Annotated in this window: 13 protein-coding genes; 12 read left to right on the top strand and 1 reads right to left on the bottom strand. The window is 75.8% G+C overall.

Annotation, left to right across the window (positions count from 1 at the left end; genetic code table 11):
• The first annotated feature begins 77 nt into the window (after positions 1-77).
• Together ACWD4U_RS13865 and ACWD4U_RS13860 are read left to right on the top strand one after the other, a co-directional pair.
• The gene (locus ACWD4U_RS13865) at positions 78-554 is read left to right on the top strand and encodes a group III truncated hemoglobin (RefSeq protein WP_363455443.1); all 477 of its coding nucleotides are present in this window, start codon (positions 78-80) and stop codon (positions 552-554) included.
• Between the two features lie 168 nt (positions 555-722).
• Positions 723-1,070: an ArsR/SmtB family transcription factor gene (locus ACWD4U_RS13860; protein WP_363455648.1), complete on the top strand. Its 348-nt coding sequence runs from the start codon at positions 723-725 to the stop codon at positions 1,068-1,070.
• A 17-nt stretch (positions 1,071-1,087) separates the two neighbouring features.
• On the opposite strand, the gene ACWD4U_RS13855 is transcribed toward ACWD4U_RS13860, so the two are convergent.
• Positions 1,088-1,462, bottom strand: a complete 375-nt coding sequence (locus ACWD4U_RS13855; RefSeq protein WP_363455446.1) for a hypothetical protein — start codon at positions 1,460-1,462, stop codon at positions 1,088-1,090.
• 231 nt (positions 1,463-1,693) lie between these two features.
• On the opposite strand from ACWD4U_RS13855, the gene ACWD4U_RS13850 reads away from it, so the two are divergent.
• The 10 genes from ACWD4U_RS13850 to ACWD4U_RS13805 all read left to right on the top strand — a co-directional run bounded on the left by ACWD4U_RS13850 (position 1,694) and on the right by ACWD4U_RS13805 (position 14,651).
• The gene (locus tag ACWD4U_RS13850) at positions 1,694-1,879 is read left to right on the top strand and encodes a hypothetical protein (RefSeq protein ID WP_363455448.1); all 186 of its coding nucleotides are present in this window, start codon (positions 1,694-1,696) and stop codon (positions 1,877-1,879) included.
• 157 nt (positions 1,880-2,036) lie between these two features.
• A complete protein-coding gene (locus tag ACWD4U_RS13845; protein ID WP_363455651.1) occupies positions 2,037-3,680 on the top strand; it encodes a SulP family inorganic anion transporter in 1,644 nt (547 codons plus the stop codon).
• Positions 3,677-3,808, top strand: a complete 132-nt coding sequence (locus tag ACWD4U_RS13840; RefSeq protein WP_363455451.1) for a DUF6126 family protein — start codon at positions 3,677-3,679, stop codon at positions 3,806-3,808. The genes ACWD4U_RS13845 and ACWD4U_RS13840 overlap by 4 nt, the downstream gene beginning before the upstream one ends.
• 208 nt (positions 3,809-4,016) lie before the next feature.
• The gene (locus ACWD4U_RS13835; RefSeq protein ID WP_363455454.1) at positions 4,017-7,781 is read left to right on the top strand and encodes a BTAD domain-containing putative transcriptional regulator; all 3,765 of its coding nucleotides are present in this window, start codon (positions 4,017-4,019) and stop codon (positions 7,779-7,781) included.
• A gap of 95 nt (positions 7,782-7,876) precedes the next feature.
• Complete coding sequence (locus ACWD4U_RS13830; RefSeq protein WP_363455457.1) at positions 7,877-10,015, top strand: MMPL family transporter; 2,139 nt, start codon at positions 7,877-7,879, stop codon at positions 10,013-10,015.
• A gap of 105 nt (positions 10,016-10,120) precedes the next feature.
• Positions 10,121-11,419, top strand: a complete 1,299-nt coding sequence (locus ACWD4U_RS13825) for a sensor histidine kinase (protein WP_449787189.1) — start codon at positions 10,121-10,123, stop codon at positions 11,417-11,419.
• Complete coding sequence (locus ACWD4U_RS13820; RefSeq protein ID WP_363455462.1) at positions 11,416-12,237, top strand: response regulator transcription factor; 822 nt, start codon at positions 11,416-11,418, stop codon at positions 12,235-12,237. Before ACWD4U_RS13825 ends, ACWD4U_RS13820 begins: the two co-directional genes overlap by 4 nt.
• A gap of 1 nt (position 12,238) precedes the next feature.
• Positions 12,239-12,682, top strand: coding sequence for a nucleotidyltransferase domain-containing protein (locus tag ACWD4U_RS13815; protein ID WP_449787194.1), 444 nt, complete (start codon positions 12,239-12,241; stop codon positions 12,680-12,682).
• A 108-nt stretch (positions 12,683-12,790) separates the two neighbouring features.
• Entirely contained in the window at positions 12,791-13,225 is a 435-nt protein-coding gene (locus ACWD4U_RS13810; RefSeq protein ID WP_363455467.1) for a hypothetical protein, read from the top strand.
• Between the two features lie 136 nt (positions 13,226-13,361).
• Positions 13,362-14,651 (top strand): DUF4407 domain-containing protein, encoded by a 1,290-nt coding sequence (locus ACWD4U_RS13805; protein ID WP_363455469.1) that lies wholly within the window; start codon positions 13,362-13,364, stop codon positions 14,649-14,651.
• The last annotated feature ends 34 nt before the right edge of the window (positions 14,652-14,685 follow it).

The following is a 14,685-nucleotide window of genomic DNA, read 5'->3' as shown; positions in this document are numbered from 1 at the left end:
GGGCGGGCGAGCGGGACCAAGGGCCCTGGGTGCGCCGACCGCGGCGGCCGTAGCCTGGACGGCCGGAGGTGGTCCGCGTGACAGCGTCGGCGAGTGCGGGACGGCAGGGCGGTGCGGGTCGCCCGGACATCGCGAGCAGGGCCGACCTGGAGGCGCTGCTGCGGCGCTTCTACGCGGCGGCCTTCGACGACCCGCTGATCGGGCCGCTCTTCGTCGACGTGGCGCGGATGGACCTGGCCCACCACCTGCCCCGGATCACCGACTTCTGGGAGAGCGCCCTGTTGCGCACCGCCCGCTACCAGGGCAACGCCCTCGCCCCGCACGCCGCGCTGCACGCCCGGGAGCCGCTCACCGCCGCCCACTTCGGCCGCTGGGTCCAGCTCTGGCGCGCCACGCTCGACGGCGGGCACGCCGGCCCGGTCACCGAACGCGCGAAGGCGCAGGCCCAACGGATGGCCGTGGCGATGCTGCGCCGGCTCGGGGACGGCGACACCGGCGGCGGCAGCGGCGGGTTCGTGCCGCTGGCGGCGGTGCGGCTCGCCTCCGGCGGGTGAGGGCGGGCGGGGACGGGGTTCGAGGGGCGGGTGTGCCCGGGCCGGAGGCGGCTTCGGCTCGTGTTCGACGCCGTCGCCCGGTTGCTAAGGTCGGGGGTGGCGGCAACGTCCAGGACTCGACCGAGATGGGGTGACGATGTGAGCGCCGAAACCCCGCGCGTGTCTCCCGTGGTCAGCACGCCGCTGTACCAGGTGAAGGCCGAGTTCTTCAAGACGCTCGGCCACCCCGTCCGGATCCGGGTGCTGGAGCTGCTCAGCGAGCGCGAGCACGCCGTCGCCGAGCTGCTGCCCGAGACCGGCGTCGAGGCCGCCCACCTGTCCCAGCAGCTCGCGGTGCTGCGCCGGGCCAACCTGGTGGTCGCCCGCCGGGAGGGCAGCACCGTCCACTACAGCCTGACCAGTCCGCAGGTCGCCGAACTCCTCAAGGTGGCCCGCGAGATCCTCGGCGGAGTGATCACCGGCCAGGCCGAACTCCTGGACAGCCTGCGCGCTCCGACCGGCTCGACCCGGGCCTGAGGTCCGCCTGCCCGCACTCACACCACCAGGTCGGCCTCGATGGCCCGGGCCCGGTGGCGCGCCATGGCGAGGTTGGCGCGGGAGCGGTCGAGCACCAGGTACAGGAAGAGGCCGCGCCCGTCGCGTGAGGTGAGCGGCCGGATCAGGTGGTACTGGCTGGTCAGGGTCAGCAGGATGTCCTCCAGCGCTTCGCCGTACAGGCCCAGCAGGTCGAGCATCTGCACCTGCGCCCGGACGATGTCGGTCGCCGCGGCCGCGGCGAGTGCGAGGTCCAGGCTGCCGTCGGGGCCGCGGGTGTCCAGTGCCATGCCGCTGGTGGCGTCGACCAGGGCCGCGCCGAGCGCGCCGTCGATCGCCAGTGCGCCCTTGAGAACAGTGCCGATGTCCGTCATCCGTGGTGCCTCCGGTCAGGGTTCGTGAACGGGCCGAGCGTAGGCAGCCGGTCGGAGCGGCTCGCGGCGTTGACCGGTAGCGACCGGGAAAGATCACAAGCTTTGGAATTGATGACATGCAGAAACAGTGATTTGCGAAATTAAGCAAGTCCATACATGATGCCTGCTAGTGGGAACGGCATCCGGCGTGTCCGATCGGGTCCGGCCCGGGACGGCCGAGGGAGGGCGACGGTGACCGAGATCTTCGACGAGGAGCTGCGCGAGCAGCTCGCCCGGGCCCGCCAGGCGCTCCGGGACGCCCGGTCGGCCGGCGACGAGGACGGCGAACAGGCGTACGCCGGGCGGGTGTCCGAGCTGCTGCGGATCGCCGAGCGACACGGGATCGACGTCCCGCGGTCCGCCGCGGAGCCCTGGTGACCGCCACCCGCGGGGGCCGGCCGTGGGTCGGACTCCGGTTGCTCACCGGACTCCGCTCGGCGGTCGAAGTCCGCCTGCCGGACGGGGAGGCCCGCGCGTGAACGCCGTGCTGGGCCGGGTGGCGGCCGTGCTGCCGAACCGCCGGATCCTCGCCACCATGGGCCGCTCGCCGCGCAAGGACCTGGTGGCCGGGCTCACCGTCGCGATCGTCGCGCTGCCGCTCGCCCTCGGCTTCGGCATCTCCTCGGGCGCCGGGGCGGCGGCCGGACTGGCCACCGCCGTGGTGGCGGGGGCGCTGGCGGCGGTGTTCGGCGGCTCGAACCTCCAGGTCTCCGGACCGACCGGAGCGATGACCGTGGTGCTGCTGCCGATCGTCCACCGGTACGGCGCGGACGGGGTGCTGACGGTCGGTCTGCTCGCCGGCGTGGTGCTGGTGGCGCTCGCGCTGGCCCGGGCCGGACGCTGGATGGCGTACGTGCCGGTGCCGGTGGTGGAGGGGTTCACGGTCGGGATCGCCGGGGTGATCGCCCTGCAGCAGGTGCCCGGTGCGCTCGGGGTGGCCGCGCCCGCGGGCGACAACCCGGCGGTGGTCGCCGCGAAGGCGGTCGGCCGGTTCCTCGGCGCGCCGCACTGGGCTGCGCTCGGCCTCGCGCTGGGGGTGGCCGCCGTGCTGCTGGTCGGCGGGCGGCTGCGGCCCGCCGTCCCGTTCTCGCTGCTCGCGGTGGTCGCGGCGACGGTGGCGGTCAGGGCGTTGGGCCTGCCGGTGGCGACCATCGGCCGGCTGCCGGCCGGCCTCCCGGCGCCCTCGCTGGGCTTCCTCGACCTGTCCGCCGTGCCCGCGCTGCTGCCGTCCGCGCTCGCGGTGGCGGCGCTCGCCGCGCTGGAGTCGCTGATGTCGGCGACCGCCGCGGACGCCCTGAGCGTGAGCGAACGGCACGACGGCGACCGGGAGTTGTTCGGCCAGGGCGTGGCCAACCTGGCGGCTCCGCTGTTCGGCGGAGTGGCCGCGACCGGCGCCATCGCCCGGACCGCCGTCAACGTCCGCTCCGGCGCGGCCTCCCGGCTCGCGGCGCTGGTGCACGCGGCGGTCCTCGCGGTGATCGTGTTCGCCGCCGCGCCGCTGGTGTCCGGCATCCCGCTCGCGGCGCTGGCCGGGGTGCTGATCGCCACGGCTGTGCGGATGGTGGAGGTCGGCTCGGTGCGGGCGCTGGCGCGCAGCGGGCGCGGCGAGGCGGCGGTGCTGGTCCTGACGGCGGCCGCCACGCTGGCGTTCGACCTGGTCACGGCGGTGGTGGCGGGCCTGCTGCTGTCGGGGGTGCAGGCGCTGGCCAAGGTGGCGCGGGCCGCCCGGGTGGAGCAGGTGCCGCTGCACGACGAGCTGCCGCCGGCCGACCACCACGCCGAGGAGCAGGCGCTGCTGGCGGAGCACATCGTCGCCTACCGGATCGACGGGCCACTGCTGTTCGCCGCCGCGCACCGGTTCCTGCTGGAGCTGACCGAGTCCGCGCAGGTGCGGGTCGCGATCCTGCGGATGTCACGGGTCAGCGCGATCGACGCCAGCGGCGCGGTGGTGCTGGGCGACGCGATCACGAAACTGGAGCGGCGCGGCACCCTGGTGCTGGTCTCGGGCCTGCGCGCCGAGCACCGGCGGCCGCTGGACGCGCTCGGCGTGCTGGACCGGCTCCGCGCGGAGGGCCGGGTGTTCGCCGCCACTCCGGCCGCGATCGCCTACGCGCGGCGCCGGTTGGCCGATACCCCGCAGCCCGACCCGATCACCCCGACCCTGCTGGAGCAGTCATGAGCGACGCCGTCCGGGACGAGCGGACCAGGCGCAGGGCGATGCTCGTCCGCGCCCTGATCTACATCGCGGGCACCCACCTCTTCGCCGGCTTCGTGGTCCTGCTCTTCGCCCTCGGCAACCGCCACTGACCCGCCGGGCGGGGGTGGGGCGGGTCTTTCGGACTACGTCGGTAGGGCGGGTCTTTCGGATCACGTCGGATCAGCGGGCGTTGTCGGGGTGCGTGGCCCGGCGGCGGCCCCGGCGGATGGGGTGTGGCGTGGTGCGGGTACGACTTGGAGACGACTTGGAGGGCAGCTCGCGGCGGGGGCTGGCCGGCATCGCATAGGCTCGACGGCGATGGTGCGGATCACGGTGCTCGGGGCGCTCACGGCGCAGGTGGCGGGGGTCGCTGCCCGGTTGGGCGGCCCGCGTCAACGCGGTGTGCTCGCACAGCTGTTGGCGGCCCGGGGCGAGGCCGTCCCGGCGGACCGGCTGATCGAGAACCTGTGGGAGGGGCGTCCGCCGGCCAAGGCCGCGGTCTCCCTGCAGGCGTACGTGTCGAACCTGCGGCGGCTGCTGGAGCCCGGGCGCGGTCCGCGGCAGGAGGCCCGGCTGCTGGTCAGCGAGGCCCGCGGGTACGCGCTGCGGGATGTCGGGACGGACGCCGCGGAGTTCGAGGCGCTGGTCCGGCGGGCCGGCGGCGGGAGCGGCGGCTCGCTGCTGCTGCGGCAGGCGCTGGCACTGTGGCGGGGCCCCGCGTACAGCGAGTTCGCGGACCAGTCGTGGGCCGCGGTGGAGGCCGGTCGGCTGGCCGATCTCCGGGTCGCGGCCCGGGAGTTGGCGGTCCGGCGGGAGCTGGGCGAGGGACGGCTCGCGGAGGCCGTGCAGGAGGCCGCCGCGCTGACGGAGGAGCATCCGCTGCGCGAGGAGGGCTGGCGGCTGCTGGCCCTCGGCCTGTGGCACTCCGGCCGGCAGGCCGACGCGTTGGCCGCCGTCCGGCGCGCCCGGACGCACTTCGCGGAGGAACTGGGCCTCGACCCGGGACCGGTGCTCGGCGCGGTGGAGTCCGCGATCCTGCACCAGCGGGTGGAGGAGCTGACGCTGGCGGACACCGGCACCGGGCCGTTGACGGCCGGGACGCAGCGTGCCGCGGGCCCGGTCGTGTCGGATGGTGCGACGGGGGAGCCGGGCGGTGTCGCGTCGGTGCGGGGGCTGGCTGATGCGACGGGCGGGGCGCAGCGTGTTGCGGCGGTGGTCGCGGTGGGCGGCGTGCCGGGGGAGCCTGGCGGCTCGGTGTCCGTGGGGGCGATAACGCCGTTGCGGGGGCTGGCTGCTGCCGCAGGCGTGCCGGGGGAGCCGGGCGGCGCCGCGCGCGTGGGGGCGATAACGCCGTCGCGGGGGCTGGCCGATACGACGGCCGGGACGCAGCGTGCCGCGGGCCCGGTCGTGTCGAATGGTGCGACGGGGGAGTCGGGCGGTGTCGCGCCGGTGCGGGGGCTGGTGGACGCGTGGGTCGGGGCGGAGCGTGGCGCGAGCCCGGTCGCGGTGGCCGTGGGGGCGGTGCGCGGGGCCGGGGTGGCGTGGTCGCACGGGCGGGCGCGGGGGCCGTTGTTCGTGGGGCGGGAGGCGGAGCTGGCGGCGTTGCGGGGGGCCGCGGAGCTGTCGCGGGGCCGGGTCGGGTTCGCGGTGGTGAGCGGGGAGGCCGGCGCGGGGAAGTCGACGTTGCTGGGCCGGCTGCGCGAGGAACTGGCCGGGGACGGCTGGCTGGTGGCGACCGGGCGGTGCCCGGAGAGCGCGGGCGCCCCGGCGGCGTGGGCGTGGACGGAGGTGCTGCGGGAGGTCGGCGAGCAGGCGCCGAGCCCGCAGGTGGCCGGTGAACTCGCCCCGCTGCTGGCCGAGTCCGGGCTGACGGTGCGTCAGGACGCGCTGTCCGGGCGGTTCCGGCTGCACCGCGCGGTGATCGCCCGGCTGCGGGAGGCCGCCGCCCGGGCCCCGCTGGCGGTGCTGCTGGACGACCTGCACGCGGCGGATCCCGAAACCCGGTCGCTGCTGGCCGAGTTGGCGGCCGATCAGGCGGTCGGCGGGGTGGCGGGCCTGCTGGTGGTGCTGTCGCTGCGGCCGGGGGAGGGCGAGTTGGCGGAGGTGCTGGCCCCGGTGGCGCGGCGCTCGCCGGTCCGGGTCGCACTGGCCGGGCTGCCGCCGGCTGAGGCCGGGCGGCTGATCGAGGCGGTGTGCGCGCGGGCGGTCGGTGAGGAGACGGTGCGGGCGCTGTCCGAGCGGACCGGCGGGAACCCGTTCTACCTCACCGAGAGCGCCCAACTGCTCGCCGTGGAGGGCGAGTCGTCGGCGCTGCGGGAGGTGCCGCAAGGCGTCCGGGAGGTGCTGCGGCGGCGGGTCGAGCGGCTCAGCGGCCCGGCGGTCGACCTGCTCCGGCTGGCGGCCGTCGCCGGTCGCGAGGTGGAGGCCGAACTCCTGCTGCGCGCCGGCGACCTGACGGAGGACGCGGCGGTGGAGGCGGTCGAGGCGGCGGTGGCCGGCGGCCTGCTGACCGAACCCCGGCCGGGCGTACTGCGGTTCGCGCACGTGCTGGTCCGGGAGACGCTGTACGCGGACCTCGGCGGGCTGCGCCGGGCCCGGCTGCACGGCCGGATCGGGCAGGCGCTGCGGGAGCTGCGTCCGGACCGGCTCACCGCGCTGGCGCACCACTTCACCCAGGCGGCCAGCGCGGCGAGCGCCGAACTCGCGGTCGAGTACTGCGTGCGGGCCGCCGAGACGGCGGAGCGGCGGTACGCGCACGAGAGCTGCGCCGGGCTGCTGCGGCAGGCGGTGGAGAACCTGGACCGGTCGCCGGACCGGTCGGCCGGGGACCGGGCGGCCCGCCGGATCGAGCTGCTCGGGGCGCTGCTGCGGGCCCAGGTGCGGGCCGGCGAGGTGACGGCGGCGGGCGAGACCAAGGCGGCCGCCGTCCGGGCGGCCCGGGAGAGCGGGCGGGAGGACCTGCTGATCGCGGCGTGGACGGCCTGGACCGAGCCCACCCCGTGGGTCACGCACGCGTACGGCACCTTCGACCAGGAGGCGATCGACACCCTGACCGGCCTGCTGCGCCGTACCGACCTCGCCCCGGCGGTCCGCTGCCGGCTGCTGGACGCGCTCACCTACGAACTCGACTGCACCGGCTCGGCGGCCGCCGTCAACGCCGCGACCGAGGCGGTCGCGATCGCCCGCGCGGAGGGCGACCCGCGGCTGCTCTGCCTCGCGCTCGCCTCCCAGGCCCGGGCGCACGACTACGAGTTGCAGGCCGACGACCGGCTGGCGCTGGCCACCGAGCTGGCCGAGCTGGCCGCCGCCCACGACCTGCCCGCCTACCGCTGGCACGCCGCCAACCTGGCCGCCTCGGTCGCGGCCGTGCACGGCGACCTGCCCGCGCTGCGCCGCCACCTGTCCGAGGGCCTGGAGATCGCCCGCCGCTACGGCCTGGCCGAACTCGCCGACATCGGCCTGTGCCAGCTCGGCATGCTGGAGCTGACCGCCGACCGCCCGCAGGCCGCCGTCGAGCTGTACCAGCAGGCGCTGACCGGACTGGCCTCGCGCGGCTCGGTGCACGCCGACGCGTTCGGCGCGCTCGTGTGGATCGTCATCGCCTTCCGGCAGGGCCGGATCGCCGAGACGCTCCCGCTGATCGAGCGCCACCAGCCGCAGTACGGCAGCCTGGTGGCCGACGTCGCCGCGCTCGCGCTGGCCGCCGCCGGGCGGACGGCGGAGGCCCGGGAGGCGCGGCGCGAACGCCACCGGGTGCAGCCCGACTACTACCGTTCGCTCTTCCTGGTGCTGCGCGCCGCCGCCGTGGTGGCCCTGGACGAGCGCGCCGAGGCGGCCGAACTGATCGAGGAGCTGCGGCCGTTGGCCGACCTGGTGGCGGGCGCCGGCTCCACGTCCATCGCGGTCCGGCCGGTCGCCCTGGCGCTCGGCGAGCTCGCCGCGCAGCTGGGCCGCACCGCTGAGGCCGCCGGGTACTTCCGGCTGGCGCTGGAGGTGGCCCGCCGCTGGGAGGCTCCGCACTGGGAGGCCGAGGCGCGGCAGGCGCTGACCGCGATCGGGCAGCGTCCGGCCCTGGAGCGCTGAGCCGGGGCGGAGCCGCCAAGTGGGCTCCAAGCGGGTCCGTTCACACTGGGGTTCGACCCTGCATGCTCAACGTCCCACGTGTGGAAGGCTCTCGCATGTCCTCCCTTCTCGGCCGCCTCGGCGGTGCGGCGGCGGCCCGGCCGTGGCGCACCATCGTGGCCTGGCTGCTGCTGATCGCCGCCGTCCTGGGCCTGGCCGCCGCGTTCGGCGGCCAGCCGCGCGACAACTACCGGGTGCCGGGCACCCGTTCGACCGTCGGTGCCGACCTGCTCAGCGAGCGGTTCCCGGAGACCTCCGGCACCACGGCCCGGGTCGTGGTGCACGACCGGGGCGGCAACCCGCTGCCCGCCGCCCCGCTGGCGGAGCTGCGGGAGCGGCTCGCGGCGGTGCCCAGGGCCCAGTCGGTGACCCCGCCGGTGCCCTCGCAGCACGGCGACACCGCGCTGCTGACGGTCAGCTACCGGGTGAAGGTGACCGAGTTCAAGGGCTCCGAGGGCCTGGACGCGCTGCGCGCCGCCGCCCGGCCCACCACCGACGCCGGGTACCAGGTGGAGTTCGGCGGCCAGCTGCCGGAGAACTTCTCCGCCCCGGACGGCACCGCCGAGGCGATCGGCATGCTCGCCGCCCTGGTGATCCTGGTGGTGGCGCTCGGCACGGTGGTCTCGGCCGGCCTGCCGCTGGTCGTCGCGCTGGCCGGCGTCGGCGTCGGCACCGGCCTGACCACGCTGATGGCCGCCGTCACCGACATCAGCCCCACCGCGCCGACGGTCGCCTCGATGGTCGGCCTGGGCGTCGGCATCGACTACGCACTGCTGCTGGTGAGCCGTCAGGTGGAGGGCCTGCGCAAGGGCCTGGACAAGCGGGCGGCCGCCGCCGAGGCCAACGCCACCGCCGGCTCGTCCGTGGTGGTGGCCGGCTCGACCGTGCTGGTCTCGCTGTTCGGCCTGAAGCTCTCCGGCCTCTCGGTGTACTCCTCGTTCGGCTACGCGACCTTCGCGGTGGTCGGCGCGGTGATGCTGGCCGCGCTCACCCTGGTGCCCGCACTGACCTCGCTGGCCGGGAACCGGCTGCTGAAGCGCGCCGAGCGGCGCGCGGGCGCGGCGGAACGTTCCGCCAAGGGCCCGACCAGGACCGAGCGGTGGGCGCAGCTGATCGGCCGTCGCCCGGTCGCCGCCGCGGTGCTCTCGCTGGTGGTGCTGCTCGGCCTGGCCGCGCCGATGCTGGGCATGCGCACCTGGCCGCAGGACGCCGGCAGCCAGTCGTCCGGCAACACCACCCGCAAGGCGTACGACCTGATCGCCGAGGCGTACGGGCCGGGCGCCAACGGGCCGCTGCTGGTCGCGGTCGACCTGAAGCGGGTCGACAAGGCCGAACTGCCCGCCCTGGCGCAGACCCTGGGCCGGGACCCGGGCGTCGTCGCGGTGCAGCCGCCGCTGGTCAACCAGGCCGGGGACGCCGCGGTGATCACCGTCCAGCCGAGGACCGGGCCGCAGGACCGGGAGACCCCGCGACTGCTGCAGCGCATGCGGGACACCGAACTGCCCGCCGGGGCCGAGGTCACCGGCGTGGTGGCCTCGTTCTCGGACATCTCCGACCGGCTGTCGGCCAGGCTGTGGGTGGTGGTGCCGTTCGTGGTGGCGCTGTCGCTGATCCTGCTGACCGTGCTGTTCCGGGCCCCGGTGATCGCCGTCAAGGCGGCGGCGATGAACCTGCTCTCGGTGGCCGCCGCGTACGGCGTGATGACCGCGGTCTTCCAGCACGACGCGGGCGCCCGGCTGCTCGGGCTGCCGCACGCGGTGCCGGTCTCCAGCTGGGTGCCGATCCTGATGTTCACCGTGCTGTTCGGGCTCTCCATGGACTACGAGGTGTTCCTGCTCGCCCGGGTCCGCGAGGACTGGCTGGCGACCGGCGACCCGCGCGGCAGCGTGGTGCGCGGCCTGTCCGCCACCGGACGGGTGATCAGCAGCGCCGCGGCGATCATGGTGGCGGTCTTCACCGGCTTCGCGATCGACCCCGACGTGACGGTGAAGATGATCGGCGTCGGCATGGCGGTCGCGGTGCTGGTGGACGCCACCGTGGTCCGGCTGGTGCTGGTGCCCGCCACCATGACGCTGCTCGGACGGTTCAACTGGTGGCTGCCGGGCTGGCTGGACCGGCTGCTGCCGCAGCTGCGCCTGGAGCACGACGGCGAGCCGGCGGCCGCCGCCGAGCCGCGCAGCAGCGTCACGGTCTGAGCCGCACCCCGCCCCCGGTCGGCGAGGACAGGTCAACTCGCTTACGAAGTGCCGAAGTTGAGACATATTTCGGCCACATCCGGAGTGCCGTCCTATGACATCCTGATGCTCCAACAGGCCGGGACGCTGGGGGCGGGCTTGCACGGGACAGCTATGGCCGCGGCCGGCGCCGGGCGCGGAACCACGGTGGCCGAGGCGACCGAGACCCGGATCAAGCGGATGATGCGCCTGATCCGGGTCTCGACCTCGGCGTTCATGCTGCTGCCGCTGCTGGGCTGGTCCCAGCTGCGGCATCCGTGGCTGGCCGCCGTCGCCGCCGCCGCGGCGATCGCCGAGGCGGTCTGGTTCGACCGGCGGGCGGCCCGCGCGAAGGGCCCGCTGGAGCCCGCGGTGGTGCTGGTCGACGCCGGCTTCTGCGTGCTGCTGATGCTGGCGGGCTCGCAGGCCGCCGTCCCCGAACTGCGCAACGTGGTGATGACCGAGCTGGTCCCCTTCAGCCTCGGCTCCGCAGCCGTGGTCGGCGTCTCCCGGGTGAACCGTCCGCTGGGCCTGCTCGCCGTCGCCGCGCTGATGGGCGCCTGGTACGCCGCCGTGTTCCCCGACGTACGGCTGAAACTCGCCTCCGACCTGCTCGGCTTCGCGCTCTGGTACCTGGTCGGCCGGCGGATCGCCGTCACCTGGCGCGACCTCGCCGAGCAGACCAGCGCCATCAACGCCGAGAGCGAGGACCGGCTGCGCACCATCACCGAGCAGCGGCAGGCCGAGACCGAGGCCCGACACCGCGACGAACTGCACCGCGCCATCCACGACCTGATGCTGCCGGTGGTCCACCACGTCGCCTCCGGCGGCGCGGTCGGACCCGCCGAGGAGCGCTGGGCGCTGCGCACCGCCGTCAGCGCCCGCCGCTGGCTGGAGGACCCGCGCTACGTCCGGGCGCAGGGCCTGCGGGCCGCGCTGGCCGGCGTCATCGAGGTGTTCACCGACCGTGGCCTGATCATCACCGAGACGCTGATCACCCGCCGCGAGCCGCCGCCCGCCGTGATCAACGCCCTGGAGGGCGCGGTCACCGAGGCGCTGAACAACGTGGTCCGGCACGCCGGGGAGCGCGGGCAGACGGTGGTGCTGTTCGCCAAGGCCGACGAGGACGGCGTGGTGGTCACCGTGCAGGACCGCGGCGTCGGCTTCGACCGCGACGGCGTGCCGTCCGGCGGCGGCCTGCGGCGCAGCCTGCGCTCGATCGAGCACTACGGCGGCCGGGTGACGGTCGACTCCCGGCCCGGGCGCGGCACCAAGGTGCGCTGGGAGTGGCGTCCGGCCGGCGCGGACGCGCCGGGTACCCCGGACGCCTCCGGTGCGCAGCACGGGAGTTCGGCGGTCGCCGAGCAGGGAGGGGTGGCGGCATGAGGGCGTTCCGCAGTCCGGCGGAGATCAGCCTCGGCGTGGTCGACGACCACCCGCCGTTCCGGGCCGGCCTGCTGGCCGGACTCACCGCGGCCGGGTTCCGCTCCCTCACGGTGGCCGGATCCACCGAGGAGCTCGGCGACCTGCGGCCCGAAGTGGTGCTCTGCGACCTGGAGTTCCCGGAGGGCTGCCGGTCCGGCCGGGAGGCCGTCGAGTACCTGGTGGCCCGCGGCTGCCTGGTCATCGGCTTCTCCCACCTGGCGCGCCGGGAAGCCCAGCTGGACGTCCTCGCGGGCGGGGCGCGGGGCTTCGTGATGAAGTCCGAGGAGACCTCCGTCTACTGCGAGGCGGCCGGCGAGGTGGCCCGCGGCGGCTACTGGATCGGGCCCCGGCTGGCCGGCTACCTGATCGAGGACGCCGACAACCGTCCGCTCGCCAAGGACGAGATCGGCCCGGCCGAACGGGCCCTGCTCACCGCGCTCGCCGAAGGCGACACCCAGGCCGAGTTCGAGCATGCCGCGAAGCTGCCCGACGGCGGCTCGATCCCGCTGATGGACCGGGTGTTCGACGCGGAGCGCCGCCGGAACCGGGTGATCACCCCCTCGGTCCGCGAGTTCCAGATCGTCGAACTGATCGGCCGTCAGGGCCTGCGCTCCGCCGAGGCCGCCCGCCGGCTGTTCATCACCGAGGCCACCCTCAAGTCCCACCTGGAGAACATCCGCGACAAGTACCTCCTGGCCCACCCGCACGCGCCCCGCGACCTCCCCCCGCGCGACGCCTCCCGCCGCTGGGCCGAGGAGTTCGACGGACGCCGCTCGTAGACTGGGCCCTCGGCGGACGCCGCGGTGCTCCGCCGCGGGCGGAAGGGGGGCGGCGGCGATCCTTGCGCTGCTCAGCTCGGCCGGCGTCGAGGTGTGGGTCGGCGGCGGGTGGGGCGTCGAGGCGCTGGCCGGAGCGGGCTTCCGTGGGACGCTCGACCAGCGGCCGGTCCGGTTCGTGGCCGCGGATCCGGCCGGGCGTGAACTCGACCTGCATCCGCTGGAGTTCGCGTCCCACGGCAGTGCCACCCAGGCGTCCTTCGACCCGGCGGCCCCGTTCCGCTACCCCGCGGCGTGCTTCGTCACCGGCCGCATCGGCGGCGCCGCCGTGCCCTGCCTCTCCGCCGAACAGCAAGCGTACTTCCACCAGGGGTACCGGCCCACCGCACGCGACCTGCACGACATGGCGCTCCTGCGCGAGGAGTTCGGGATCGCCACGCACTTCTGAGCCCGGCGGCCCGGTGGCGGGCATCCCCGGAATGGGGACTGCCGGGGAGGGGCCGCGGGGCGCGACCATCGGCCATCGGGTGCGGGGTCCGGAAGGCGGTGGGGGCGGGTGGGGTGGTGGGGTCGGCGATCCCGACAACCTCCGGCGGACGACGGGCCGTTCCTGGCGCTGTTCCTGACGGCGACGGACCTGCCCGGCCCCGTGGCGCGGATCTGCCCGCCGGACGGCCGCCTGCCGCCCGCCCTCGACCCCCCGCTGCGCGGGGTGCTGCGCAGCGGCGCGGCGGTGTGGGCCGCGCCCGGCGACGCGCCGCTGCACCGCTTCGACGACCTGCGCTGGCAGTTCCGCCGGGACCGGCAGGCGCGGGTCGCGGCCCGCCGGATCAGCGCCGAACTCGCCTGCCCCGCCGGGTCGGTGGCCGCGGTGCGGCGGCACGGACGGGTGGTCGCCCGGCTGGTGTACACCCCGGGAGCGGACCCGGCCGCGCCCAGGCTCGCCGTGCTGCTGGCCCGGGTCGCCGTGCTGGCCGGCGACAGCAGTTGACCGCCCGTCAGGCCCGTCCGGGCTCCCCGAAACGGTGACTCACGGATCGGCCGCAGGCCTCGCAGACTGGCGGCAACGGGGGTAGCGGGAAAGGGGGTTGGGCGCTGTGGCACCGGAGCCGATGCCGTGGGGACAGGTGGAGGGGACCGAGCCGGAGGAGGTCCGGCCCAGCCGGTGGGTGCGGGTCCTGCGGTGGAGCGCCGCGGTGGACTCGCGGCACCTGATGTCCAGGACCGAGCGGACCAGGGCGGCCGGCGTCGGCGCGCTGGTGCTGCTGGTGGCGTGCACCGCCGCGGGGTCGATGGCCGCGCTGATCACCATCGTGTACGGCGCGGTGCACTGGTGGACGGTGGCCGCCGCACTGGTGTGGGGCGCGATCGTGTACGCCGTCGACCGGGCGATCCTCGCCGAGCCGTCGTACGGGGACCAGCGCGCCACCGAGTGGGCGGGCGACGAGGCGGGCGAGACCCTGACGGGCCGTCAGCCGATCGCGCCGGTGCGCCGCCGGGCCCGGATCGGCCCGGCCCTGGCCTACCCGCTGCGGGTCGGACTGGCGCTGGTGGTGGCGCTGCTGGTCAGCGAGGCGGTCTGCCTGGTGCTGTTCCAGCCGGAGATCCGGCAGGTGCTGGCCCAGGAGTCGGAGGGCGTCTACCGCGGCGCCGTCACCGCGGCCGTGGACGAGCGCGTCCGCCAGCTCGAGAAGACCGTGGCCGACAACAACACGCAGATCGAGGTCGGCAACAGCCGGGTCGCCGCACGGAAGCAGGCGCTGACGGACGCCCAGAACCACTACTACCAGGAGGTCGACAACCCGGACCGGCCCGGCTTCGGCAGCCTCGCCGCCACCGAGCAGGCCAAGGTCGACGCCGCCCAGCGGGCCCTCGACGACACCACCACCGAGACGACCGCCGCCGACAAGGCGCTCACCGGCGCCAACACCGCGATCCAGCGCGAGATCACCGACCTGCGCACCCCCGGCAGCGCCGGCTACCGGGCGATCGCCGACGGCGACGTGCTGCGGACCGCCCACGAGGTGGCGTACGCCCGGGCCGGCTGGCTCGCCCAGGAACGCGCGCTGCGCACCTTCCGGGCCGCCCACCGCGACGACCCGCTGGTGCAGTGGCTGCCCTGGCTGATCCGGGCGCTGCTGCTGCTGATCGACCTGCTGCCGCTCACCCTGAAACTCGGCTCGCCGAACACCGTCCACCACCGCCGGGTGCGCGAACAGGCCGCGCTGATCCGCTACGCCGACCGCGCCGAACTCGCCCTCGCCCGCTACGCGCAGGACCTGGCGGACGAGCACCGGCGCAACGGCATCCGGCTGGCCGCCGACCTGGCCGCCGCCCGCGAGCGCCACTACCGCGACGCCCGGGTCCGCCACCTCGACGGCGAGGACGACCGGCACCAGCGGGCCGGCAAGCACTGACCCGCCGTCAGGACCGGCCCGCCGGGCACCGCCG

Source organism: Kitasatospora sp. NPDC002522, from assembly GCF_053595195.1.
The sequence above is the reverse complement of the archived record's forward strand: the minus strand, read 5'-3'. Positions and strand labels throughout refer to the sequence as shown.

Coding starts and splice junctions, on each gene's coding strand:
- ACWD4U_RS13855 (WP_363455446.1), bottom strand. CDS start 1,462: ATGACGGACATCGGCACTGTTCTCAAGGGCGCACTGGCGATCGACGGC.
- ACWD4U_RS13845 (WP_363455651.1), top strand. CDS start 2,037: ATGGGCCGCTCGCCGCGCAAGGACCTGGTGGCCGGGCTCACCGTCGCG.
- ACWD4U_RS13840 (WP_363455451.1), top strand. CDS start 3,677: ATGAGCGACGCCGTCCGGGACGAGCGGACCAGGCGCAGGGCGATGCTC.
- ACWD4U_RS13835 (WP_363455454.1), top strand. CDS start 4,017: ATGGTGCGGATCACGGTGCTCGGGGCGCTCACGGCGCAGGTGGCGGGG.
- ACWD4U_RS13830 (WP_363455457.1), top strand. CDS start 7,877: ATGTCCTCCCTTCTCGGCCGCCTCGGCGGTGCGGCGGCGGCCCGGCCG.
- ACWD4U_RS13825 (WP_449787189.1), top strand. CDS start 10,121: ATGCTCCAACAGGCCGGGACGCTGGGGGCGGGCTTGCACGGGACAGCT.
- ACWD4U_RS13820 (WP_363455462.1), top strand. CDS start 11,416: ATGAGGGCGTTCCGCAGTCCGGCGGAGATCAGCCTCGGCGTGGTCGAC.